The sequence below is a fragment of the Pseudoalteromonas sp. 19-MNA-CIBAN-0066 genome (assembly GCF_040308705.1).
Classification (GTDB): Bacteria; Pseudomonadota; Gammaproteobacteria; order Enterobacterales; family Alteromonadaceae; genus Pseudoalteromonas; species Pseudoalteromonas nigrifaciens.
Genome location: NZ_JBEONZ010000004.1, coordinates 165169 through 190150 on the forward strand (window position 1 = coordinate 165169; position 24982 = coordinate 190150).

Annotated in this window: 19 protein-coding genes; 10 read left to right on the plus strand and 9 right to left on the minus strand. The window is 41.3% G+C overall.

Translation table 11 applies throughout. The features are described from left to right. Complete coding sequence (locus AAEZ18_RS04450) at positions 1 to 1050, plus strand: formimidoylglutamase (protein ID WP_179808229.1); 1050 nt, start codon at positions 1 to 3, stop codon at positions 1048 to 1050. On the opposite strand, the gene AAEZ18_RS04455 is transcribed toward AAEZ18_RS04450, so the two are convergent. Then, positions 1047 to 2816 carry an EAL domain-containing protein gene (locus AAEZ18_RS04455; RefSeq protein ID WP_502935382.1) on the minus strand — a complete coding sequence of 590 codons (1770 nt, stop codon included), beginning with the start codon at positions 2814 to 2816 and terminating at the stop codon, positions 1047 to 1049. The two genes, AAEZ18_RS04450 and AAEZ18_RS04455, sit on opposite strands and share 4 nt — an antisense overlap. Before the next feature lie 41 nt (positions 2817 to 2857). Further along, positions 2858 to 4105, minus strand: a complete 1248-nt coding sequence (hutI, locus tag AAEZ18_RS04460) for an imidazolonepropionase (protein WP_089368813.1) — start codon at positions 4103 to 4105, stop codon at positions 2858 to 2860. A gap of 120 nt (positions 4106 to 4225) precedes the next feature. Here hutI and hutC point away from each other — a divergent pair, with 120 nt between their 5' ends. The 3 genes from hutC to hutH are packed head-to-tail and all read left to right on the plus strand — an operon-like array spanning position 4226 to position 8168. Beyond that, the gene (hutC, locus tag AAEZ18_RS04465; RefSeq protein ID WP_350594891.1) at positions 4226 to 4927 is read left to right on the plus strand and encodes a histidine utilization transcriptional repressor HutC; all 702 of its coding nucleotides are present in this window, start codon (positions 4226 to 4228) and stop codon (positions 4925 to 4927) included. A 32-nt stretch (positions 4928 to 4959) separates the two neighbouring features. Beyond that, complete coding sequence (hutU, locus tag AAEZ18_RS04470) at positions 4960 to 6633, plus strand: urocanate hydratase (protein WP_089368815.1); 1674 nt, start codon at positions 4960 to 4962, stop codon at positions 6631 to 6633. 2 nt (positions 6634 to 6635) lie between these two features. Then, positions 6636 to 8168 (plus strand): histidine ammonia-lyase, encoded by a 1533-nt coding sequence (gene hutH, locus AAEZ18_RS04475; RefSeq protein ID WP_179808237.1) that lies wholly within the window; start codon positions 6636 to 6638, stop codon positions 8166 to 8168. Here hutH and AAEZ18_RS04480 read toward each other — a convergent pair. Then, positions 8165 to 8935 (minus strand): NAD-dependent epimerase/dehydratase family protein, encoded by a 771-nt coding sequence (locus tag AAEZ18_RS04480; RefSeq protein ID WP_041454596.1) that lies wholly within the window; start codon positions 8933 to 8935, stop codon positions 8165 to 8167. The two genes, hutH and AAEZ18_RS04480, sit on opposite strands and share 4 nt — an antisense overlap. Before the next feature lie 110 nt (positions 8936 to 9045). Here AAEZ18_RS04480 and AAEZ18_RS04485 point away from each other — a divergent pair, with 110 nt between their 5' ends. The 3 genes from AAEZ18_RS04485 (at position 9046) to mutT (ending at position 14671) form a co-directional block, all read left to right on the plus strand. Next, positions 9046 to 11073 (plus strand): methyl-accepting chemotaxis protein, encoded by a 2028-nt coding sequence (locus tag AAEZ18_RS04485; RefSeq protein WP_089368817.1) that lies wholly within the window; start codon positions 9046 to 9048, stop codon positions 11071 to 11073. 418 nt (positions 11074 to 11491) lie between these two features. Continuing rightward, entirely contained in the window at positions 11492 to 14200 is a 2709-nt protein-coding gene (secA, locus tag AAEZ18_RS04490; protein WP_089368818.1) for a preprotein translocase subunit SecA, read from the plus strand. A 72-nt stretch (positions 14201 to 14272) separates the two neighbouring features. Further along, positions 14273 to 14671 carry an 8-oxo-dGTP diphosphatase MutT gene (gene mutT, locus AAEZ18_RS04495; RefSeq protein ID WP_011329387.1) on the plus strand — a complete coding sequence of 133 codons (399 nt, stop codon included), beginning with the start codon at positions 14273 to 14275 and terminating at the stop codon, positions 14669 to 14671. A 166-nt stretch (positions 14672 to 14837) separates the two neighbouring features. On the opposite strand, the gene AAEZ18_RS04500 is transcribed toward mutT, so the two are convergent. The 3 genes from AAEZ18_RS04500 to pmbA form a co-directional block, all read right to left on the minus strand. Beyond that, complete coding sequence (locus AAEZ18_RS04500; protein ID WP_350594889.1) at positions 14838 to 16910, minus strand: M13 family metallopeptidase; 2073 nt, start codon at positions 16908 to 16910, stop codon at positions 14838 to 14840. A gap of 267 nt (positions 16911 to 17177) precedes the next feature. Further along, positions 17178 to 17657 (minus strand): DUF721 domain-containing protein, encoded by a 480-nt coding sequence (locus tag AAEZ18_RS04505; RefSeq protein WP_011329389.1) that lies wholly within the window; start codon positions 17655 to 17657, stop codon positions 17178 to 17180. An 80-nt stretch (positions 17658 to 17737) separates the two neighbouring features. Beyond that, positions 17738 to 19087 (minus strand): metalloprotease PmbA, encoded by a 1350-nt coding sequence (pmbA, locus tag AAEZ18_RS04510; protein ID WP_350594887.1) that lies wholly within the window; start codon positions 19085 to 19087, stop codon positions 17738 to 17740. Positions 19088 to 19232: 145 nt separating this feature from the next. Between pmbA and yjgA the strand changes: the two genes are divergently transcribed. Next, positions 19233 to 19766 carry a ribosome biogenesis factor YjgA gene (gene yjgA / locus AAEZ18_RS04515; protein WP_011329391.1) on the plus strand — a complete coding sequence of 178 codons (534 nt, stop codon included), beginning with the start codon at positions 19233 to 19235 and terminating at the stop codon, positions 19764 to 19766. Between the two features lie 118 nt (positions 19767 to 19884). Further along, positions 19885 to 21258, plus strand: a complete 1374-nt coding sequence (gene hemN / locus AAEZ18_RS04520) for an oxygen-independent coproporphyrinogen III oxidase (RefSeq protein ID WP_350594885.1) — start codon at positions 19885 to 19887, stop codon at positions 21256 to 21258. 87 nt (positions 21259 to 21345) lie between these two features. Here hemN and AAEZ18_RS04525 read toward each other — a convergent pair whose 3' ends face one another. The 3 genes from AAEZ18_RS04525 to AAEZ18_RS04535 all read right to left on the minus strand — a co-directional run bounded on the left by AAEZ18_RS04525 (position 21346) and on the right by AAEZ18_RS04535 (position 23842). Continuing rightward, entirely contained in the window at positions 21346 to 21861 is a 516-nt protein-coding gene (locus AAEZ18_RS04525; protein WP_350594882.1) for a DUF2489 domain-containing protein, read from the minus strand. 13 nt (positions 21862 to 21874) lie between these two features. Continuing rightward, positions 21875 to 22459 carry a Der GTPase-activating protein YihI gene (yihI, locus tag AAEZ18_RS04530; protein ID WP_011329394.1) on the minus strand — a complete coding sequence of 195 codons (585 nt, stop codon included), beginning with the start codon at positions 22457 to 22459 and terminating at the stop codon, positions 21875 to 21877. Positions 22460 to 23209: 750 nt separating this feature from the next. Beyond that, the gene (locus AAEZ18_RS04535) at positions 23210 to 23842 is read right to left on the minus strand and encodes a c-type cytochrome (RefSeq protein ID WP_011329395.1); all 633 of its coding nucleotides are present in this window, start codon (positions 23840 to 23842) and stop codon (positions 23210 to 23212) included. A gap of 267 nt (positions 23843 to 24109) precedes the next feature. Here AAEZ18_RS04535 and yihA point away from each other — a divergent pair, with 267 nt between their 5' ends. Beyond that, entirely contained in the window at positions 24110 to 24778 is a 669-nt protein-coding gene (gene yihA / locus AAEZ18_RS04540; protein ID WP_011329396.1) for a ribosome biogenesis GTP-binding protein YihA/YsxC, read from the plus strand. Positions 24779 to 24982: the final 204 nt, after the last annotated feature.

Genomic DNA, 24982 nt, shown 5'->3' on the forward strand with positions numbered 1-24982 from the left:
GTGGCGCACTATTTAAACGTTTACGATGAAAGCGCGGTTAAGTCGTTTTGCACTAGTCGCGCTAACGAAACCAAAGTATGGCAGTCAATGTCATTACTCGATACCGACGTAAATATACAACAAGCGCTTAGCGATGCCGCACAATTTGGCATGCGCTACGTGTTACTGGGTATTTGTGAAGATATTGGCCCAAAAGCAAACTTAGGAGCCGGGGGTGCAGAGCAAGCATGGCCGGCTTTTTTACAACGTTTTTTAAACCAGCCTTATAATCAATTTATTGCCACGCAAAAAGTACTGTTACTTGGCGAAGTGCACACAGCTGATTTAATGGCGCAAAGCGCTCTACTCGACAACCAAAAACCTGCCCATTTAACACAGTTGCGTGAGTTATGTGAGCAACTTGATCAACGCGTAGAAGCTATATTAAGTTTAATATTTAAAGCGGGGCTTGAACCCATTGTTATTGGTGGTGGCCATAATAATTGCTTAGGTATTATAAAAGCGTTAGCTAAGTATAAAAACACCGCTATTAACGCTATAAATTTTGATCCCCACGCCGACTTTCGAGAATGCGAAGGCCGCCACAGTGGTAATGGCTTTAGCTATGCGTACAGCGCGCAGTGTTTAAAAAGTTACCATGTTATTGGCTTGCACGAGCTAAAAAACAATCAAGCTATTATAGATGCGTTAGCCGCTGCTAATTTTACTTTTAATAGCTATCAGTCAATCGCCGTTAAACGTGAAATTAATCTAACTCAAGCAGTGAGCAATGCGCTGAAGAGTTTTGATGCAGCGCCTCTAGGTGTTGAGGTTGATTTAGATAGCATTGCATTTATGCCTGTAAGTGCTTATACCTGTAGTGGTTTTAGCGTAAGTGACGCTGAGCACTTTGTGCATTTAGCTGCAAGCAACCGCCACTCTCACTACTTACACTTATGCGAAGCAGCTCCCATTCAACATCCCAGCGGGATTAAAGCCGGTAAAGTGCATTGCGGACAAGTTATTAGCGCACTAGTGAATAGTTACCTGCAAGCCAAAGAGTGTGCTTAATTACTTTGCTGCTGCGCTAATTGCCACTGCTTTAACCAGCTCATTAAACCAACACTGCTTAATGGGTGGCCAAAATAATAGCCTTGTGCAGCATAGCCTTTTAGGCTTTTTACAAATTTAAGCTGATCTAGGGTTTCAACCCCTTCAAAAATAACCTTAGTACTTTGTTGATTATGCATTTGTACCATACCAACAACTAGGCTGCGAATATTGTTTTGATTACTAAAATCAGCAGTTAATGCTGGCGCGACTTTAATGTATTCTACCGCTAAACTAGGTAACTTAGAGAGCGAAACGGGGTTATCGCCCAAACCATCAACACACACTTTTAAGCCTATATTATTAAGCCGCGCAATCATGGCTCGCCCTTTGTCATCTAGGTTAGTAAAAATATGTAGCGGGCACTCAACAATTAAATCGCCAGGCCTTAAGTTATGCTCTTTCATAGCACTCGTTACAAATTCTACAAACTCTTCATTGAGCATTTCAGGGCCAAATACATTAATGCTCAATGGCACTGCAAAGCCCTCCATACGCAATGCCATTGCAAGTTCAGCAGCGCGCTCTATAACAAATATAGCCAGTGGGTAAGCAAGCCCTGCAATTCTAATATCATCAATAAAACGACTCGCTGAAAGTATGCCTTGCTTAGGATGCTGCCAACGCAGTAATAGTTCTAAAAATTCAATTTGGCCATTATCATTTACAATAACCGGCTGAAAATACAGCTCAAACTCATTGGTGAAATCAATTTCTGCAAGCTCTTTTAATCGTGCTTGCTGCTCTAACTGCTCGATCATCATTTGTTGATGATAAGCAACCACCTGTTGTTTTGGCTGGCTATCAAGTGCTAAATAAGCCGACTTAATTAAATTATCAAAGTCTTCATCTTGCTCATTACAATGCACATAGCTTGCTCTTGCGGTCACTTCTATAGTGCAGTTAGCCACATTAAAAGGTTTAAGTGTAGCGCCAAATATTTCGATAATTATTTTTTCATGCAAGTGTTTATGGCTGGCTAAGTTACAAATAAAGGCAAAATTAAGCCCTCCTAAATGGGCTAGTTTTTCATCGTCCTCTAACGATACAATGCCATCATTATTGAGTAATTCTTTTATTCTATTCGCCGACTGAGCAAGCAGTAAATCACCAAAATCACGCCCAATATGCTGATTAACTTGCTCAAAACCTTCTAAACGAAGAATTACCAACGCCCCTAGTGACGGTGCTTTATTACGCCACGTATTATAACCTTGACGTAATTTTTGTTTATCGGCAAAAGAGGCCAGCGGAGAGCTTTCGATGTAATGTTCAGGTGCTGCTTGCTGCTGCTTCAAGGGCGCTTGATTAAGTGTCTCATTATTAGTAATAAACCCAGTTAATGATAATAACAACACCGCACTAACAATCCAAAACAGTGCAATGCCAAACGCTGCAATGGCTATAAGTAATGCTATAAACAACACCGCAGCAAGTGCACTTAATATAATTAACAGCTTGTTTTTATGTACAATTGCATGCCACAAATTAAAGCCAAAACCTAATGCGAGTAAAGCGCTAAGCCATGCAGCACCACTGCTTAAAATAGCCAACCCTATTAACCCTGTGCATAAGTAGCTTAATCTAGATGCTGTATTTTTTACGCTCAGCAAGGTAGCGATCATCGCCATAAGTAAGGCGCCACTAAAAAAAACCGGCAAGCCACTGTCGCTAATCAAGCTCAAATTAGCACTACTGGTACTGGCTAAAAAATTAAATAAAAGCATAAATATTAAGGCCTACTTATCGGTCTGGGGTAAAGGTGTGACTAAATAAGTTTACCCATAATCCATAAGTTTAACAGTTTATTTACCCCAAACTGGTAACTTAATTGTGCTGGATGGCTTATTTGCCAATGTGCAATGTCGGCCCTCGCACCTACTTTTAAAACTCCGCGGTCTGTTAATCCTAAAGCTTTAGCAGCATTACGAGTTACTCCAGCAAGTGACTGCTCGGGTGTTAATCTAAATAATGTGCATGCCATATTCATCATTAATTGTAGCGAACACAGCGGTGAGGTGCCCGGATTAAAGTCGCTAGCAATCGCTATAGGCACTTTATATTGATTAAGCAAAGCTATTGGCGGAAGTTGTGTTTCTCTTAAAAAGTAAAATGCGCCAGGCAACAATACTGCTACTGTGCCGGCCTGTGCCATCGCTTTTACGCCATCTTCATCTAGGTATTCAATATGATCAGCCGATAGCCCGTTAAATTGCGCCACCAGCTCAGCACCGTGTTGATTAGAGAGCTGCTCGGCATGGCATTTTACTGGCAAGTTATGTTTTTTTGCCGCCTCGAACACCCTCTTAGTTTGGGTATAGCTAAAGCCTACATTCTCACAAAAAACATCAACCGCATCAGCAAGGTTATTAGCCACTACCTGATCAAGCATATCGTTACATACTAAATCAATATAGTCATCGCTACGCCCTTTGTACTCTGGTGGTAGCGCATGCGCCCCTAAAAAGGTGGTTTTAATATTAATAGGGTGATGCTCATCAAGTAAGCGCGCCACTTCTAATATTTTTACTTCGTTGGCAGTATCGAGTCCATAACCCGACTTTATTTCAACAGTTGTCACGCCCTCTGCCAGTAACGTATTTAACCTATCTTTGGCGGCTACAAATAACTGCTCATGATCGGCAGCGCGGGTGGCTTTAACTGTACTAGTTATACCGCCACCTTGGGCAGCAATTTGCTCATAACTCACCCCTTGTAAGCGCTGCTCAAACTCCTCTGCTCTAGAGCCTGCAAATACTAAATGCGTGTGGCAATCTATTAACCCTGGGGTTAACCATTGCCCTTTTATACTCAAGGTAGGCGTTGCAAACACATCAAAACTAGGTAAGTTTTTTTGCTCACCTAGCCACATAATTTTTCCATTTTTGATTGCTAAGGCTGCATTTTCTATCGCGCCATAAGGCGCCTCTACAGCAGTATCCATAGTGGCAATGTTGGCATCGGTAAGCAGTAAATCAATATCTTCTAATTCATAACCTGGTGTTGCACTTTGCATATTGCGCGCCCTTGTGTTTTTTATAATGACTAAAATATAGTCTAACAACCCGCCTTGTATATACAAGGCAATTATGCCATCTTAATCTTATAGTTTATTTTTAATACAATTAAATACACCATGACAACGCCTAAATTTGCACAAATAAAACAGTTTATAGTTGATAAAATTAGCAGTGCTACATGGCAAGAAAACCAGCGTGTGCCTTCTGAAAACGAGCTAAGCAATCAATTTTCTGTAAGCCGTATGACCGCTCGACGCGCATTAAGCGAGCTAACCGAGGCGGGAATTTTAACTCGCAGCCAAGGGTTAGGCACCTTTGTTGCTAGCTTTAAATCGCAGTCGTCATTGCTTGAAATTAAAAATATTGCCGATGAAGTAAAAGAACGCAATGGTAATTATAGCTGTACGGTATTGGCCCTTGAGTCGCTACCCGCAATCACTAGTATTGCCATTGCACTGGGTATTAAAGTTAACAGCACTGTGTATCGCAGTGTATTGCTGCATAACGAAAATACTAAACCACTGCAAATAGAGGAGCGCTTTGTAAATCCCACTTTTGCCACGCAGTACTTACAACAAAATTTTACGCTACTTACTCCACATGAGTACTTATCGAATGTAGCCCCGCTTACCCAAGCAACGCATACGGTGGAAGCCATTATGCCCAATAAACAAATGTGCCAGTGGCTTAACTTATCGAGTCAAGAACCTTGCCTGCAACTCATTCGCCGTACTTGGTCAAGCAACGGCATTGTGAGTTATGCCCGACTTGTTTCACCTGGGAGTAAGTATCGTTTAGGTGGTCACTTAACTTTTTAAAATAATAATTAAAAACTACAACAGGAGTAAATATGAACAATCGACTCGACAACAACCGCACAATACGCGCCCCTCACGGCGATAAAATTAGCGCTAAAAGTTGGCAAACCGAAGCCGCTAAACGCATGTTAATGAATAACTTAGACCCTGACGTTGCAGAGCATCCCCATGCATTAGTTGTTTATGGCGGCATTGGTCGCGCTGCACGTGACTGGCCAAGTTACGACAAAATTATAGCAACTCTCGATAGACTCGAAGATGACGAAACGCTACTCGTACAATCGGGTAAACCTGTAGGGGTATTTAAAACCCACAGTAATGCGCCGCGAGTACTCATAGCTAATTCTAACTTAGTACCGCACTGGGCTAATTGGGAGCACTTTAACGAGCTCGATAAAAAGGGCTTGATGATGTACGGGCAAATGACCGCGGGATCTTGGATTTACATTGGCTCACAAGGCATAGTGCAAGGCACTTACGAAACTTTTGTGGCCATGGCTAAACAACATTTTGCTGGCAGTGCTAAAGGTAAATGGGTATTAACTGGCGGGCTTGGTGGCATGGGCGGCGCACAACCTCTTGCTGCAACTATGGCAGGCTTTTGTGCATTAGTGGTGGAATGTGATGAAACCCGTATCGATTTTAGAATAAAAACCGGTTACGTAGATATTAAAGCCAACAACCTTGAACACGCGCTACAACTTATAACTAATGCGTGCGTAAAAGGTGACGCTCTTTCAGTCGGGTTACTTGGTAATGCTGCCGATGTGTTTAGCACTTTAGTTAAAAGTGGCGTTACTCCCGATGTGGTCACCGATCAAACCTCAGCACACGATCCGCTAAATGGCTATTTACCGCAAGGCTGGAGCATGGAACATGCAGCTAAAATGCGCGAACAAGACCCAAAAGCGGTTGTAACTGCAGCTAAGCAATCAATGGCTGTGCAAGTAAGAGCTATGCTCGCGCTGCAACAAGCGGGCGCTGCTACCACTGATTATGGCAACAATATTCGGCAAATGGCATTTGATGAAGGAGTAAGTAACGCGTTTGATTTTCCGGGGTTTGTCCCTGCGTATATTCGCCCTTTATTTTGCGAAGGCATTGGCCCATTTAGATGGGTGGCACTGTCGGGCGACCCCGAAGATATTTATAAAACCGATGCCAAAGTTAAAGAGTTAATCCCCGATGACGCACACTTACATAACTGGCTTGATATGGCGCGTGAACGTATTCAGTTTCAAGGCTTACCGGCGCGTATTTGCTGGGTAGGATTAAAAGACAGAGCCCGTCTTGCACTCGCTTTTAACAACATGGTTAAAAATGGCGAGCTTAAAGCCCCGGTTGTTATTGGTCGCGACCACCTCGACTCTGGCTCGGTTGCTAGCCCTAACCGCGAAACCGAAGCTATGCTAGATGGCTCTGATGCGGTATCTGATTGGCCATTACTCAATGCACTTCTTAACACAGCCAGTGGTGCAACTTGGGTATCGCTACACCATGGCGGTGGCGTAGGTATGGGCTTTAGCCAACATGCAGGCGTAGTTATTGTGGCTGACGGCAGCGACGAAGCAAAACAGCGTATTGCCCGCGTACTGTGGAACGACCCTGCAACTGGAGTTATGCGCCACGCGGATGCAGGCTACGATATAGCAAAAAATTGTGCAAAAGAGCAAAACCTAGACTTACCAATGTTAAACGAGGAATGATCATGCTTGAACTAACTCTCACCCCCGGCTCGCTTGATTTAAACACACTAAGAAAAATTAATAATTCACCGGTAAAATTGAGCCTTATAAAGCATGCCGAGTCGCAAATAGCTGCCAGCGCACAAACAGTGCAAAACGTAATTAACGAGCACCGCACTGTATATGGTATTAATACCGGTTTTGGCTTATTAGCTAACACCAAAATTGCCGATAACGAACTAGAGCTATTACAACGCTCTATTGTACTTTCGCATGCGGCAGGTATTGGCGAGTATATGGATGACAGTACCGTACGCTTAATGATCACCTTAAAAATTAATTCACTGTCGCGTGGCTATTCTGGTATTCGTTTGCAGGTCATTGAATTTTTTATCCAGTTGCTTAATAGCCAAGTATACCCTTGCGTGCCTAAAAAAGGCTCGGTGGGTGCATCGGGCGATTTAGCACCGCTTGCTCATATGTGCTTGCCGTTACTAGCCGAAGGCCACATGCGCCACCAAGGGCAAATAATGAGTGCCGAGCAAGGGCTTAAAATTGCGGGGCTAAAACCACTTACCTTAGCCGCTAAAGAAGGCTTAGCCCTTTTAAACGGCACCCAAGCCTCGACTGCTTTTGCATTACAAGGGCTATTTAGAGCAGAGGATTTATACGCACAAAGCTGCGTAATTGGCGCTATGAGTATTGAAGCGGCCATGGGCAGCCGAGCACCATTTGATGCGCGTATTCATGAAATTCGAGGCCAACAAGGGCAAATAGATACTGCAGCTATATTTAGAGCCTTGCTAGGTCCACAATCACAAATTAGTGAATCACACGTAAATTGTGAAAAAGTACAAGACCCCTACTCTTTACGCTGTCAGCCACAAGTGCTTGGTGCTTGCTTAACCCAAATTCGCCAGGCGGCAGAAGTTTTATTATGTGAGTCTAACGGCGTAACCGACAACCCGCTGGTATTTGCTGATGTGGGTGATATTATTTCTGGCGGTAATTTTCATGCAGAGCCGGTGGCAATGGCCGCCGATAACTTAGCAATTGCCATTGCTGAAATTGGCGCACTTGCCGAGCGCCGAATTGCTTTACTAATTGACTCTAGCCTATCTAAATTGCCGCCTTTTTTAGTTGAAAATGGCGGCGTAAACTCAGGCTTTATGATCGCCCAAGTAACTGCCGCAGCCCTGGCATCTGAAAACAAATCACTTGCCCACCCAGCTTCTGTAGATAGTTTGCCAACCTCGGCGAATCAAGAAGATCATGTGTCTATGGCCACTTTTGCGGCAAGGCGCTTGAAGGAAATGGCCGATAACACCCAAGGCGTACTTGCTGTTGAATGGTTAGCGGCCGCGCAGGGGTTAGAGTTTAGAAAGAAGCTTACAGCTGCTGCTAAAGTAGAGCGTGCTAAAAGCTTACTGCGCGAGCATGTAAGCTACTACGATAAAGACCGTTACTTTGCCCCCGATATTGAAGCTGCAAATGCGTTATTAAACGCAGGCAAGTTATGCAACTTTATTGAGGGTGACTGCTTAGTATCTTATTAAATTGCGTATTGGTAACTAAACCCTAACGCCTCAATGGCTGAGCCAAGCACTTTGCGCTCAGCCGTATCTGTTCCCGTAAAGCGTGGCATTTCGCCGCCATGTTGTTGGCACTTTTGCGCATAGTAATCGCGCTTACAAGGATGCGACGGGTTAACCACATTATAAATACTCTGCCCTTGATGCCAATGCTCAAGCACCGCAAAAATAGCGTTAATCACATCTTGCTGATGCACCATATTAACGACTTGCTCGGCAGAGGTATTTAGCTCTTTACCTGCAATAAAACGCCCCGGCTCTCTATTGGGTCCAACTAAACCGGCTAAGCGCAGCACTTTACCGTTTTGCTCTAGTACTTGCTCTTCAGCTTCATATAGCTTTATTTGTCGCTCGTTTGTACACGAAATATCGCTGCTTTCGCTATATACACCTGGTTCTTGATCGTACACTCCCGTTGATGAGCAAAGTAAAAAGCCCTTAGCATTCAGTTTTTTTGCCAGTGTAAGTGCTGCCGTTAATGTTTGCGCATAATTGTTTTCACTATGGCGACTACGTGGAGGAATAGCGCACACCCAGTAGGCATTTTGTAAATCAATTTGATGCGTTAACTGGCCATTTTCTAGCAAAAACTGACGCTCAAAATCATGCTCATGCACTGCTGAGCGGTGTGTACCCTGCACTTGCCAACCTGCTTGCTGCGCATTAACGCATAAAGCACTGCCTAGCCAGCCCGCGCCTAGTACCACTAAGTTGTTACTCTGATGATTCAATTTATATGACCCCGTTTATTTAAATGTATAATTCTTAACTCATTTCATAGAGTTCTAAAATTAAATATGCTTAGATATCTGTTACAAAAACAATAACAACATGTGCACTTATGCTAAATAACTTATCATTAAGAAAAAAAATATTATTATTGATTGGCGGAACAATTACTATTTTACTGCTCATTGCCTCTACTTTTTTTGTTAACCATATTGCCAAACTATCCAGAGTTAATATAGAGCGTGAGGCTCAAAGCTACTTACAAAGCGAGCAATTATCAATGCAAAGTTACTTTGCTACATACGGTAAAGTAGTTGCCACCTTTATTAATAATCCGCATTTGGTGAATTTTTTTACCGCGTGGGATAAGCGCGATCAAGCCCTAGAAAATGCCAACGGCTACTTGGCTATAAATCAAGACTTTGTACGCATAAGTGCAAATGATGAAAATATTTTATCTGCTTTTTTTGCCTCAGCCACTACCGGCGAGTACTTTAAAGAAAACGAACGTACTGCATATTATAATGGCGAACCTTACTACGCGTACAAACGAGGTTGGTGGCAAGAAGCAATGCAAATTAATAAGCTTTACGTAGGCCCTATTTCGGTAGACTTAACCACCGGCGATGCCTCAGCAGTTGTACAACAACCTGTTTATAACCCACAAGGCAAATTAATTGGTGTGGGCGGCGTTGACTTACAACTTAATAAAATTAACGACATGGTCGAAAACATTCGCTTTAACGGCCAAGGCTATGGCTTTTTATTAGATGATCAACAAAAAGTTGTGCACTTTTCAAAAGCATCTGGGCATAAACTCTCTGTCACCGACGAAGGCCCTAACGGTAAAGACGGACTCGATGCGCTTGAACAACAATTTAATAATACCTCAGGGTTTAAAACACTTAACAGTGCAATGCAAAATAACCTCGCGGGTAGCCAAACTGTTATGCTTAAAGGCGAGCAATTTTATGTGGTTTATAACCGCCTACAATTAGAGCAGCCTCATTTAGATTGGTATGTGGGTTTATTAATTCCAACCAGTATGATTGAAGCCCCGGTAAATGCTGCGGTTACAACCACTACAACCGCCGTTATCATTATTTTAGTGATTATTTTAGCAATGATTTTATGGGCCACCCATATGATTTCAAAACCAATCACTACACTCACGCATATTATGCGCGACATTGCTTCTGGCGAGGGTGATTTAACCCAAAAAATTAATATTGATAGCCAAGACGAAGTAGGCCAACTGGCTAATCATATGAATACCTTTATTGATAAGTTGCGAGCGATGATGCTAGACACCGCAGCACAAGCTGAGCAATTAAGTGCCGCTGCCGATCAGCTTAAAACGGTATCGCAACAAACGAATTCAGAAATTCAGCAAGAAAAACAACAAGTAGATAGTGTTAGTGCCGCAGTGACAGAAATGGCCACTACCGTGCAAGAAATATCACGTAACGCACAGCAAACAAATACCGCAGCAGAAGAAGTACAAGCAATTACTGCCGATGGTGCAAGCCGCTCAAGCCAAGCACAAAGTGTAATGAGTGCGCTGGCTGAACATATTGGCGAAGCCTCTAAGGTGGTTGCCGGGCTTGAGCAAGAAAGTAATAACATAGGCGCATTGGTTGATGTAATTAACTCAATTGCCGATCAAACCAACTTACTCGCGCTTAATGCAGCCATAGAAGCGGCCCGCGCCGGAGAACATGGCCGCGGCTTTGCCGTTGTTGCCGATGAAGTTCGCTCGTTGGCGAGCCGTACACAAGAGTCAACCGACGATATTCGCAATATGATTACCCGTTTACAGCAAATTGCTCAGCAAGCCTCTAGTATGATGCTACAAGGGCAAAAACAAACCGAGGACTCTGTGTTGCAAACAAAAGAAGTACTTAGCTCACTACAAAGCATTGCCCTGTCGGTAACTAAAGTACAAGATCAAAGTCATCAAATTGCCACCTCTACCGAGCAACAAACGGTAGTAGCAGAAGATATTAATACCAGCCTTAGTGCTATTAATAGTTTAGTTAATAGTACCGCAGAGCATGCACATACACTTGCCAATGAAGCACATGATTTAAGTGACCTTGCAGGGGCATTAAATAAAACGGTAAACCAGTTTAAACTATAAACGCCGGCTACTTATATTTAAGCGCTTGAGGATAAACTTTAAGCGCTTATCCCCCCCTTGTTTTTAATTTATTCAGCACCATATCTTTGAGTGACTGTTGATATTTCAAAGTGGAAACTTACTTAATATCACTAGCTTTGCTAGCAGTTTTCACCTCGTATAAAAATATATAGCAATTTTATGTACTAGATTAAGTTTTTCTGTTTTTAATCCATATCTTTTTAGTGAGATGGTTTGTTGTTTAGCAGAGTCTGGTATAGTAGCACACGTAATAAACAGTGCTTTTTGAACGGTTTAATACAAAATTGCTAATTAATGTGTCCTCGGTGTTACTTTAAAGAATACATTAATTATCAATTGTTAAAAATGGGTTAGCCGATGTACGGCTGGCAAAAAAATACATTGTAACGGTTTTATCATGATATCTAATTTATTTACCAAGATTTTTGGTAGTCGCAATGACCGCACTATTAAAAACCTAAGAAAGACGGTCGCACTGATCAATGCACTTGAAACGCAATTAGAAGCGCTTTCTGATGACGACTTAAAAGCGAAAACAGCAGAGTTTAGAGAACGTTACGATAACGGACAAAGCCTTGACGACTTACTGCCTGAAGCATTTGCTGTGGTACGTGAAGCATCTAAACGTGTAAATGGCATGCGTCACTTTGACGTACAGCTACTCGGTGGCATGGTACTGCACCAAGGCCGTATTGCAGAAATGCGTACCGGTGAAGGTAAAACACTCACAGCTACATTACCTGCTTACTTAAATGGTTTAACTGGTAAGGGCGTACACGTAATTACCGTGAACGACTACCTAGCTAAACGCGATGCGGAAACTAACCGTCCGTTATTTGAGTTTTTAGGTTTAACAGTAGGCTGTAACGTACCGGGTATGATGCCACAGCAGAAAAAACAAGCTTATGTTGCCGATATTACGTACGGTACTAATAATGAGTTTGGTTTTGACTACCTGCGTGACAACATGGCATTTAGCATAGATGAGCGTGTACAACGTCCATTATTTTATGCTGTTGTCGATGAAGTGGATTCTATCTTAATTGATGAAGCCCGTACGCCCCTTATTATTTCAGGCCCTGCTGAGGACAGCTCAGAGCTATACACTGAAATTAATACCATGGTGCCTTTACTTGAACTACAAGAAAAAGAAGACGAAGAAGGTATTGAAGGCGATGGCGATTTCACTATTGATGAAAAGTCTAAGCAAGTTCATTTAACTGAACGTGGCCAAATTAAAGTTGAAGAGCTACTTACTGAGCGCGGCTTAATTGCAGAAGGCGATTCGCTTTATTCTGCAGCCAGCATTACGCTACTAAGCCATGTTTATGCAGCGCTTCGTGCTCATAAGCTTTATCAAAGAGATGTTGATTACGTTGTAAAAGAAAACGAAGTTATCATTATTGATGAGCACACTGGTCGTTCAATGGAAGGTCGTCGTTGGTCAGAAGGTTTACACCAAGCTGTTGAAGCTAAAGAAGGCGTAAATATTCAAAACGAAAACCAAACGCTTGCATCTATTACCTTTCAAAACTATTTCCGCTTATACGAAACACTTGCGGGCATGACAGGCACAGCCGATACGGAAGCATTTGAGTTCCAGTCTATTTACGGCCTAGACACTGTTGTTATGCCAACTAATAAGCCGATGGTTCGTGATGATCGCGCCGACTTAGTGTACCTAACGCAAGAAGAAAAATACGAAGCTATTTTAGTTGATATTAAAGACTGCCAAGAACGCGGACAACCTGTACTTGTAGGTACTATTTCAATTGAAAGCTCTGAGTATTTATCGCAATTTTTACGCAAAGAAAAAATTAAGCACAACGTACTTAATGCTAAATTTCATGCGCAAGAGGCTGATATCGTATCAGACGCTGGCCTACCAGGCACAGTAACGATTGCCACTAACATGGCTGGCCGTGGTACCGATATTGTACTTGGTGGTAACTGGCACAGCGAAGTTGAAAAGCTTGAAAACCCAACTGATGAACAAATTGCTGAAATTAAAGCTGCATGGAAAATACGCCATGACGCAGTAATTGATGCAGGTGGTTTACATATTATTGGTACTGAACGCCATGAATCTCGTCGTATAGATAACCAATTACGTGGTCGTTCTGGTCGTCAAGGTGATGCCGGTTCAAGCCGTTTTTACTTATCGATGGACGATGCGTTAATGCGTATTTTTGCTGGCGAGCGCATGACCAACATGATGCGTAAACTAGGTATGCAACGCGGTGAAGCTATTGAACATCCATGGGTTAACCGTGCGATTGAAAATGCACAGCGTAAAGTAGAAGCACGTAACTTTGATGTGCGTAAGCAATTACTTGAGTACGATGACGTAGCAAACGATCAACGCCGTGTGGTTTACTCACAGCGTAACGAACTACTTGAAGAAGGCGATATTTCAGAAACTATCACGGTTATTCGTGGTGATGTGCTGAGTAATATTATTGATCAGTACATTGCACCGCAAAGCTTGGCTGAAATGTGGGATGTACCTGGCCTTGAAGAGCGCTTAAAACAAGACTTCTTAATTGAATTGCCAATTACTCAGTGGCTAGCTGATGACAATAAACTCTATGAAGAAAAACTTCGTGAGCGCATTGAAGAGTCGGTTGGGCAAGCATATAAGCAAAAAGAAGAGATGGTAGGCGATTCAGTACTACGTCAATTCGAAAAAGCGATTATGTTACAAAGCCTAGATCAGCATTGGAAAGATCACCTGGCAGCAATGGATCATTTACGCCAAGGTATTCATTTACGTGGTTATGCGCAAAAAAATCCAAAGCAAGAGTACAAGCGTGAATCGTTTGAGCTATTCGCTGAAATGCTAGAAAACTTAAAAATAGATGTAGTAAGTATTTTAAGCAAAGTACAAGTACGCGCCGAAGAAGATGTTGAAAAAGTAGAAGAGCAACACCGTAAAAGTGAAAACGCTCCTCGCGAATATCAGCATGAAGAAGTTGAGCATGTAGGCGGCGAAGCACCACAAAGCGCAACTGTAATGGCACGTAGCGAGCCAAAAGTAGGCCGTAACGATCCTTGTCCTTGTGGCTCAGGTCAAAAATTTAAGCAATGTTGTGGTAAATTAAAATAATCCAATAGTGTAATAAATTTCGTAAAAAGCGGCGCTTGCGTCGCTTTTTTTATGGTGTTTAAGGGAGATAAAATGACTAGTATAATTGTAAATGTGGCTGTTGGCGTAATTAAAAAAAATAACGCTCTGTTTATTTGCAAGCGGGCAAATGATCAACATCAAGGAGGTTTGTGGGAGTTTCCTGGTGGTAAAATTGAAGCCGGTGAAAGTGTATTTAGAGCACTTAAGCGTGAACTTCAAGAAGAGATTGGCATCACTATTTTTAGTTCCAGTGAATTGCTAACAATAAAACACGATTACGATGATAAAACGGTAAAGCTGAACGTACATGTGGTGAGTAACTTTAGTGGTGAAGCACATGGCGCAGAAGGGCAAGATAATGCTTGGGTAAGTATTGACGAGCTAGATAACTACGAGTTTCCAGCAGCTAACGTCGATATTATTAGCGCTATAAAAGCGAAATATATTTAACGCTTAATATTTGGCTATACTCTTTTAGTAAAATAATAATAACAATAAACCGCCATTATTAGGCAGCTACAAAAAGGCCAGCAAGTTAACACTTGCTGGCCTTTTTAGTTAGATACTTTCTAGTTAGGTACTTTCTAGTTAGGTACTTTTTAGTTAGGTAATTAAATTACCAAATTTTTACGCGGTCCTCTGGTTTAATATACATTTTGTCGCCTTCTTTAACGTCAAATGCTTTATAAAACTCAGGCATATTCGATAAAATACCAATTACGCGGTAATGACTAGGCGAATGCGGGTCGGTCATTAAGCGGTTACGCAACGCTTCATCACGATACTTACGACGCCAAATTTGTGACCAGCCCATAAAGAAGCGCTGATCGCCAGTGTAGCCATCAATCACTGGAGCCTTAGAGTTACCTAAAGATAGCATATACGCTTTATGCGCAACCGTAAGGCCGCCTAAATCGCCAATATTTTCGCCTAACGTCAATTCACCATTTACGCCAGCATCAGTAAAAGGTTTGTATTCATTATACTGAGCAACTAAAGCCGCGGTTCGCTGTTCAAACTGTTTAAGGTCTGACTCGCTCCACCAGTTACGTAAATTACCGTCGCCGTCGTATTTAGCACCTTGGTCGTCAAAACCATGGCCTAACTCATGACCAATTACCGCGCCAATAGCACCGTAATTTACTGCATCATCTGCTTCTAAGTTAAAAAATGGCGGCTGTAAAATAGCTGCTGGAAACACAATTTCGTTATTTACTGGGTTGTAGTATGCATTCACAGTTTGTGGTGTCATGTGCCACTCTGAGCGGTCTACTGGTTTACCCAATTTGGCAATCATATCGCTGTAAGCCCATTCGCTATAACGAATGTAGTTACCGACTAATTCATCAGGGTTAATCTCTAGTGCTGAGTAGTCTTTCCACTTATCTGGGTAGCCAATTTTAGGTGTAAACTTGTCTAGCTTTTGTTGAGCGGCAATTTTAGTTTCCGGGCTCATCCACTCTAAATTTTCAATCGCAACACCGTAGCCTTTAATTACGTTATCAACCAACTCTTCCATACGCGCTTTCGCTTCTGGTGGAAAGTTCTCTTTAACGTACACTTTACCTAAAATCTCACCTAGCACACTGTTTGAAGCATCAACCGCTTGCTTCCAAAGTGGTGCTTGTTCTTCTACACCACGTAAAGTTGTACTGTAAAAATTAAACTTAAGGTCCACTAACTCTTTATCGAGTAACTGAGCGTAATTACTTACAAAGTGAAACTTAAGGTAATTTTGCCATGTTGCTAAATCGGTGTTTTTATAAATAGTCGCAAATTTTTCAAAGTAGCTCGGCTGGCTAATAATTAACTCTTCGGTGTTTATGCCTATCGCTTTAAAGTAACTAGCAAGATCAAAGTCACCCATTAGTTTATTTGCTTGTGCAAGGCTCATTTTATTATAAGACTTGGTTGCATCACGGCTCTCTACTCGACTCCACTGCGCCTCAGCAAGGTTTTTTTCCAGCGCCAATACACTTTTAGCCACAGTCTCTGTATTTTCAACCCCTGACTTGGCTAAAATTTTAGCAATGTAAGCTTGATAAGAAGCACGAATTTTAGTGAACTTTTCATCATCTTTTAAATAATAATCACGATCGGGTAAACCTAACCCAGCTTGATACGCATACAATGCATTTTCGCTGGAGTTTTTAGCGTCATTATTTACATACCAACCAAATGGCAAGTCGCCGCCTTTAATCTGTAATTGCGCCATTAAAGTAACTAAATCTTTTTTACCTTTAACGGCGTCAATGCTTGCCAATGATGGCTCAAGTGGCTGGATGCCAAGTTCTTCGCGCGCTTCTTCTGCCATGTAACTATTATAAAATGCCGCCAACTTTGCTTCATCACTGCCTTTTTCAACATTGCTATTTGCTGCCGCACTTTCAAGTACTGTTTTCATCGCCTTTTGCGACTCGTCATATAATTGCGAAAACGAACCATAGTTAGATTTATCGCCAGGAATTTCGGTTTTAGCTAACCATTGACCATTTACATGGTAATAAAAGTCATCTTGAGCACGTACCGATTTATCCATATTTTCCAGCTCAATACCTAAGGCAAAAGGAGCTGGAACTGGAGCGCTAACCGCGGGAGTCTCGTTTACTTTAATTTCTTGTTGTTCACCACAACCAACCAACCCAAGTGCCAGCGCAATACCTGCGGCGGTCATTGTTATTTTAATCATAAGGATTCCGTTTGTTAGTTAAAATAAATACCTATTTCATTAATATTCAAATACCAGCAGCATAAAGCTGCGTAATGACATTTTATGTACTTTTACTTAATGAAATAAGCATCAACTGCAACCTAGTTAATAGGCGTATTAAGTAGCTATCATAAACCCCATTGGGGTAACAATAAAATTGAATATGTAACAAAGTATTTTAATGCGATGAGTGACCCACATAGTGCTATCAATAACTATGTGAGCTTATAAACGAGTTATTAGCAGCTAGGTTTTACGCTTTGCGTGCAGTGCTAAACGCTCTAACTTTTCTTTTAGCGAAGGGGGGGCTGAGGCGGCTATGGCATTTAAATAATCGGCTGTTTGTTCGCTCATTTTACGAGAATTAGTTATTGGGGTATTAATGGTTTTACTTACTGCGCCTAAGCGTTGTGTTGCTTGTGGATTAGCGGTAATTTTTATTTGCCCAAGCTCTGCCATGCCCGCGGCTCTAAAATGCGAGAGCATATCCATTTTTAAGTAATTTAGTCTAAGCGCAATAGGCGCAGATACCGCTTCGATCATTAAAGTACCATCGCGGTAGTTACTCACGCGGCATTTATCACCCAGTTTGGGGCCTAAAAAGTCTTTAAGTAAGGTTTGCTGGGTATCGAGTGCTTGGCTTTTACCTGCATAAGCCGACAAGCGGTTATTCAGTCCTGCCATAATGTCAGTTAATGGTTTTGGCGCATACCTGTCTTTAGCCATTTAACACCTCGTAAAAACTCAATAATGCGGTTACTCAAATCGAAATAACCCTCGACTTGAGTATACACTGAGCGCAGTGACTAAGCGCCCGCTATTTGCATTTGTTCAATTAACACAGAGCCAGTTTGAATGCCACCACGGCGCTCTATGTCGCCACCAATAGCTGATATTCCTTTAAACATATCTTTTAAGTTACCGGCAATGGTAATTTCGCTTACTGGATATTGAATTTCGCCATTTTCTACCCAAAAACCAGCCGCACCACGCGAGTAATCACCGGTTACTGTATTTACGCCCTGCCCCATTAGCTCTGTTACTAATAAGCCTGTGCCCATGGTTTTAAGTAGCGCGGTTAAATCGTTATGTGTTTGCTCAACTAACCAGTTATGTATACCGCCAGCGTGCCCTGTTGGTGTCATATTCATTTTACGCGCAGCATAGCTTGCAAGTAGGTAAGTTTGTAACTTGCCACCTTGAATGATTTCTCTATCAAAGGTTTTAACACCTTCGCTGTCAAACGGCGACGATGCGAGCCCTTTGAGTATATGCGGACGCTCGGCAATATTTACGCAATTGCTAAATACTTGTGTACCTAGGCTATCGAGTAAAAAACTCGATTTACGATACAGCGCACCACCACCAATGGCCGACACTAAATGGCCAAATAATGAATTAGCAATGTCAGCTCTAAATATTACTGGTACTTTCATGGTGCCTAATTTTTGGCTATTTAATTTAGCTAAAGTTTCGGCTGCGGCTTCAAGTCCCACTGCTGCGGCATCATTTAAACCAGCTTGATCGCGTGCTACGGTGTAAGCAGAGTCGCGTTGCATTTGCTCGCCATCTTTACCAATTACCATAGTACTTATGCTGTGGCGAGTACGCGGAAAACCAGCAATTAAACCATGGCTATTGCCATAAACACGCAAACCTTGGTGCGATGAAAAACTTGCGCCGTCTGAGTTAACAATGCGCTCATCCGCATTTAACGCTGCTTGCTCTGCAGCATGACAAAACTCAATACCTTGCTCTGGGCTTACATCCCATGGATGGTATAAATCGAGATCTTTGGGTGCAAACTCAAGTAGCTCTTTATCTGCAACACCGTTAAAAGGGTCGTCTGAGGTGAATTTTGCAATATCAATGGCTTTTTCAACCACAGTGCGTAGCGTTTTAGGGCTTAAATCTGCGGTAGACGCAGAGCCTTTATTATTACCTACATACACACTAATGCCTAAACCGCCATCTTGGTTAAACTCAATGGTTTCTACTTCGCCCATGCGAGTGCTAACCGACAGCCCTGAAGTGCTAGACATAGCCGCTTCTGCCGCTGTGGCACCGAGTTTTTTCGCATGCTCGAGCACTGCTGCTACCGCATCTTTTACTTGAGATATTTGAGAATAAATTGGATCGTGTTGTTGGCTTTTCATAAATTAAGTCCTGAGCCTTGAAGGCAATGTTGCACACATTTTTTATATTTAAATGCTAACACACTCAATGCATCACATCAGCTAATATTCCTCTGTATGATAATCATGTATAATGGCAGAAGTTATTTTTATTTAAGAGCACCCCATGGCGAAGAAAAAAAGCAAGCCTGCTGATATTGAAGAAGAAATTGAATATGTCTCAAAAACCGAACTGAAGCGTGAAGCACAAGAATTTCATCAGTTAGGGACTGAAATTGCCAAAATGGGTAAAAAGCAGCGTGAGCGCTTGCCATTAAATGATGATTTAAAAGCCGCAATGGTTGTTGCCGATAAAATTAGCAATAAAAGCGATGCTTATCGTCGTCATTTAAACTACATAGCTAAAACACTGCGCACCGTAGAGAACATCGATGCTATAAGATCAATTATCGATGTTATGCTTAATAAAAATAACCAAGCTGAAGTGTTGGTCAAAAAAATTGAGCAATTACGTGCAGACCTAATTGAACAAGGTGATGACCTAATCAATGAGACTATAGAGCAGTTCCCATCGCTTGATCGTCAACAAATGCGCCAGCTAGTTCGTAATGCAGCTAAAGAAGCGAAAGATGAAAAACCTGGTAGAGGTTACAAAGAGCTATTTCAATATTTGAAAGATGCCCATCAAGTTACTTACTAACAGATTAAAAAATATACTTTAAAAAGGTGCTACGGCACCTTTTTTTGTTGTAGATCAACCCGCCCTGCTAAACATTTTTTTATAATCAGCACCTAAATAATATACCAAGGTGCGCGTGATGATTAAACTTCCAAAATGGGATCAAACCCTAATAAATAAATATAATGTGTCTGGCCCACGTTATACATCGTACCCCACGGCACTATCGCTAACTGAGGGCTATCAACAGCAAGACTTACTCAGTGCGATTGAGTCATCAAACAGCCGTGCATTGTCTTTATATATACATATTCCGTTTTGTAGTCAGCTTTGTTATTACTGTGGCTGCAATAAAATTATTACTCGCCATCAGTCAAAAGCCGACACCTACCTTGATTTTTTAGCCATAGAAATTGCAGCTCAAGCACCTCTATTTAAAGACTACACCCTAGAGCAACTACATTTAGGCGGTGGTACTCCTACCTTTTTAACTACGCAGCAAATGAGCCGTTTAGTTAAACTTTTGGAGCAGCACTTTAATTTTACCGACGCCACTGAGCGTGGTATTGAAATTGACCCTCGATCGCTTGCCGATAACATGTTGGTTGATTTAAGTAACTTAGGTTTTAACCGCGTATCATTTGGTATTCAAGACTTTAATGATGAAGTGCAGCTAGCAGTAAACCGTCCGCAAAATGCAGATACAGTAAAGCAGTTAATCACCCAAGCCCGTGAATTAGGGTTTAAATCGATTAATGCCGACATGATTTACGGCCTCCCATTGCAAACGCCACAAAGCTTTAAACAAACCATAGAGCAGTTGCTTGAGCTTAGCCCTGATCGTGTTTCGGTATTTAATTACGCCCACCTTCCAGAGCGTTTTGCAGCACAACGTAAAATTAAAGATGCCGACTTACCCAGTGCACACAATAAGCTAACTATGTTTAAAAACACCTTAGAGCAAATGACTCAAGCCGGTTATCAATTTATTGGTATGGACCATTTTGCTAAAGTTAATAACGAACTCGCTGTGGCACAAAATGCGGGGCAATTACACCGTAACTTTCAAGGGTATACTACCCACGGAAACTGCGATTTATTAGGTTTAGGGGTTTCATCTATATCGCAAATTGGCACTGCCATTTTACAAAATCAAAAAGAGTTAAAGCATTATTATCATAGTGTAGAAACGCAAAGCGGCTGTGCCATCACCAAAGGCATGCACTTAAGTGCCGATGATGTAATACGCGCTGATGCAATTAAACAGCTTATATGCCAGTTTGAGTTAGATATAGAGGCATTTAGTGCCAAACATGCACTTAACTTTAACCACTACTTTGCTGATGCACTAACGGCAATTGAGCCTTTAATTGCTGATGGGATGGTCACTATTGAAAATAATATGATTAGTGTCACTGCTAGAGGTAATTTATTTATTCGTATTATTTGTATGTGCTTTGACGCTCACTTACAAAAACAGCTAAATGCAACGCGTTTTTCTCGGGTTATTTAACCCTCAGCCCGAGTAGTAAATTTAAAACGAAAAAGCAGACCTGAGGTCTGCTTTTGTATTTTGTGCTTTAAATTATTTAAACGCTGATTAATTAAATACCACGTTTTCGCTGCCAGGGGCGGCTTTAAACTCAATAATAATTTTAGCGCAGTCAGCTATAATCTCATCTTTATGTGTCTCTTCGGCACGCCAGCGAGCTGTATCTAACTTAAATATTTCTTTTTTGGTATATTTTTTACGCGCATCATGAGTCGGCATTTCTTTAACTACTTGGTACATTTTATAAATGCCCGAGTATTTTGTCGTTAAATCTTGCTCGTCTTCAAAACCATATTGCGACATAAGTACCCAAATACGTAAACAGCCTTCTGAAAACTCACACTGCTGTTCATGCATTGCACGCGCGATTAAATGAATGCTGTCGGCTAATTTGGCGTTACGCTTTAAACGCGACTGCTTAAGATTTTGCTGTTGCTCAGCCTGCTTTTTAACAATCAGTTTTTTTTGCGCGCTTAACTTATAAAGCAACTGACCCGCATAAAATGCTAAGCCCACTATAATAGCAGCACCTACAAATAAGGCTAAGATCACCGCTGTACTCATTTAATAACCCTTATTACTTGTCTTCTTCGTCTAACCATTCGTTAGCAAGATCGTTCGATAAATACTGATCGAAGTCTGAATTACTTTCTTCGCTAAAGTCATCTTCAAACTCTTCTTCATCTTCATCCTCGATACCAAGCAATTTACACAATGCTTGATGACGAGCAATACGACTATTAAAGTACTTAGCATCTTTACCCGTTAGCATTTCGCCATTTTCATGACGCTCTACTAATTTAAGTAAGCGCTCATCATTTTCAAGTGCTTCTAGCTCTTGCTCAGGCGTAAACTCTGGCTCTGCTGACTTTTTAAGCTCAACAGTTGGCTTTAAGTTACGTTTTATTTCTACTTTAGGTGCAGCTGCAACAGCTATTAATGGCACAGGTTTTTTACTGCCAATGCGTTTATCTTTAGTTCCCGTGTTACTTTTTTGGCTATCATCATTTAATAGCTCAGGGGTATTACGAGATCCAGGCTTAGCACCTTTGGTTTTTTTAACACGTTGCTCTTTTAATGCACGCATTTCTTTAAGCTTATCTTGGCTTAAACGTACTGGTCCATTTGCTGGGCTTTTGCGTGACTTTTTAGTTCTACTCATATCTTGATCATCTCACTTAAGAGGTTTTGGGCGAGGCGCAAATCAATGGGCATCGCAATGCTGGCCTAGCCAGAAGAATTCAGTTTGCGCTTTAGAGGCTGGGTTTCTCTATTTAGCGCTTAAAACAGCTTACTGCTCGTTTTTAAACGGTGGCTATTGTAACAGGACAAATAAAAAGGCGGTAGAGAAAACATCTCTACCGCCTACTAATCTGAGCGCCATTATCTGGACACTTCTCCCTTCGACTTTTTAGTCTTTATTATTGTTATTATTTTTACCTATCCCTATTATTATTATTTTTACCTTCCGTGTAGCATTCCATTTTGTTTTTATTATTAAACTTCCATGAGTTTTTATTATTTTCGGTCTTCCTAACGCTTTTTTGTTATTTCCTTTGCTAGCACCAATTTGTGCTATGTAGTCGTGTCGCGCTACTGTCCTTATAGCTTATTCCATTTTGTTATTGTTTTTTGCGACAGGGGTTAATGTACCTGTTAATAATTTTGTTACAACTAATTTATATATCTTTTATTAAAAGGATTATAACAAAAAACACAAAAACCATTACATTACATCAAGTTAACAATTTAATGGTTTTTAAAATAAGACTTATCTCACAGCTATGCATGGTCAATGTCTTACATGAATAAAGACTATAAAAGTAATTTTAAGCACAAAAAAAGCAGCCTAAGCTGCTTTTTTGTACATATTGTAGTTTATTACATTAATAATAATTAAATAAATACAACTTTAGTGTAAGCCACCTAAGTACTGCGAAAGTACTTCAATGTCTTTATCTGTTAATTTCTTTGCAATATCTTGCATCACACCATTTAAATCATTTTGGCGTGTGCCATCACGAAATTTTTCAAGTTGCGCTTTAACGTAACCTGGATGCTGAAAAGAAACTTTTGGAAATTTTGCAAGTGACGAGCCATTACCACGAGGGCCATGACATGCAGCACATCCTGGAATACCACGATCTGCATCACCTGCTTTGTAAAGTATTTTACCGGTTTCAACTACGTCTTTAGGCGTAGCTTCTTCGCTCATGTTTAGTGATGCAAAATAAGCCGACAAATCTTTCATATCCTGTTCGCTTAATGGCATAGCCATTGCGCTCATAACCGGATCCATACGACCTTTTTTGCCACCTGAGGTCATACCTAGTTTTAAGTCTTGAAGTTGCTTATAAATATAATCGGCATGTTGACCCGCAAGCTTAGGATAGATATTAATCGGTGCATTACCGTCTGGGCCGTGACAAGCCGCACACGTTACTGATTTTTCTTTACCTGCGTTTACATCGCCTTCAAATGCTGTTGCGTTGCTTGCTGACAACGCACCAAGCAATATAGTTAAAGATAGTGCTATTTTTTTCATGGTGAATTCTCTGTTTCCGACCCTGTATCATCTACAATATGGATGTTGTGATTTTTATATTCTACACGATAATAAATTCTCTGGCACGTTTTCTACTCATATTAAACTTATAATTTATAGGGTTTTGCCTTAGGTTAAGCTTTAACTTGGTTTAAATGTGCTGTATATGGTGGTTTAACAGCTTTTTAATAACTCCTTTATAGTATAAAATACGCCCCATGAGCGAATTTAGCTCAATGTGATCATTTTTAAGTTTTAGGAGAGCCCGTGCTCAAATCTCGTATCAAATATAATACCGCGTCTTTCGTTACAAGCGCTCCAGACATTACTAAATTACCTGCTGATACGGGAATTGAAGTTGCGTTTGCCGGTCGCTCCAATGCAGGTAAATCAAGTGCTCTTAATGCACTTACCGACCAAAAATTAGCGCGTACCAGTAAAACTCCTGGACGTACTCAGCTAATAAATACCTTTGAACTTGCTGATGTTGATGACATGCGCCTTATCGATTTACCAGGCTATGGCTTTGCTAAAGTGCCAATTGAAATGAAAAAGAAATGGCAGAAGTCGCTAGGCGAATATTTACAAAAGCGTCAGAGTTTAAAAGGTATTGTAATTTTAATGGATATTCGTCATCCATTAAAAGATTTAGACCGTGATTTAATTAATTGGGCTATTAGCAGTGAAATTCCTGTTTTAGCGCTATTAACTAAAGCAGACAAATTTAAACAAGGTCCGCGTCAATCACAAGTACTTAAAGTTCGCCGTGAATTAAGCGCCCTTGATGGTGATATTACGGTACATGCATTTTCATCACTAAAAGGTACTGGCTTGCCAGACGTTGCCAAAAAACTTGATGAATGGTTTTTAGGCCCAGTTGTAGCGGTACCACCTGCTGAAAAAATACTTAACGATGACACTAACCCTACAAGTTAATTTATTCTGCAAGGCTTAAAAGCTTACACATTCGATAAATAGCCGAGCTTATCTGTCTCGGCTATTTCAGCCTATTGCATTAATAGCATACACTTCTTGCCGCGCGCACATTGCAAACCTTAAGCCGTTATTATCCGCTATTACCCGAGTTTAGGATAAATAAAACGGCTCCCCGGCAGATGTTATAAAACAACCCTGTTTATC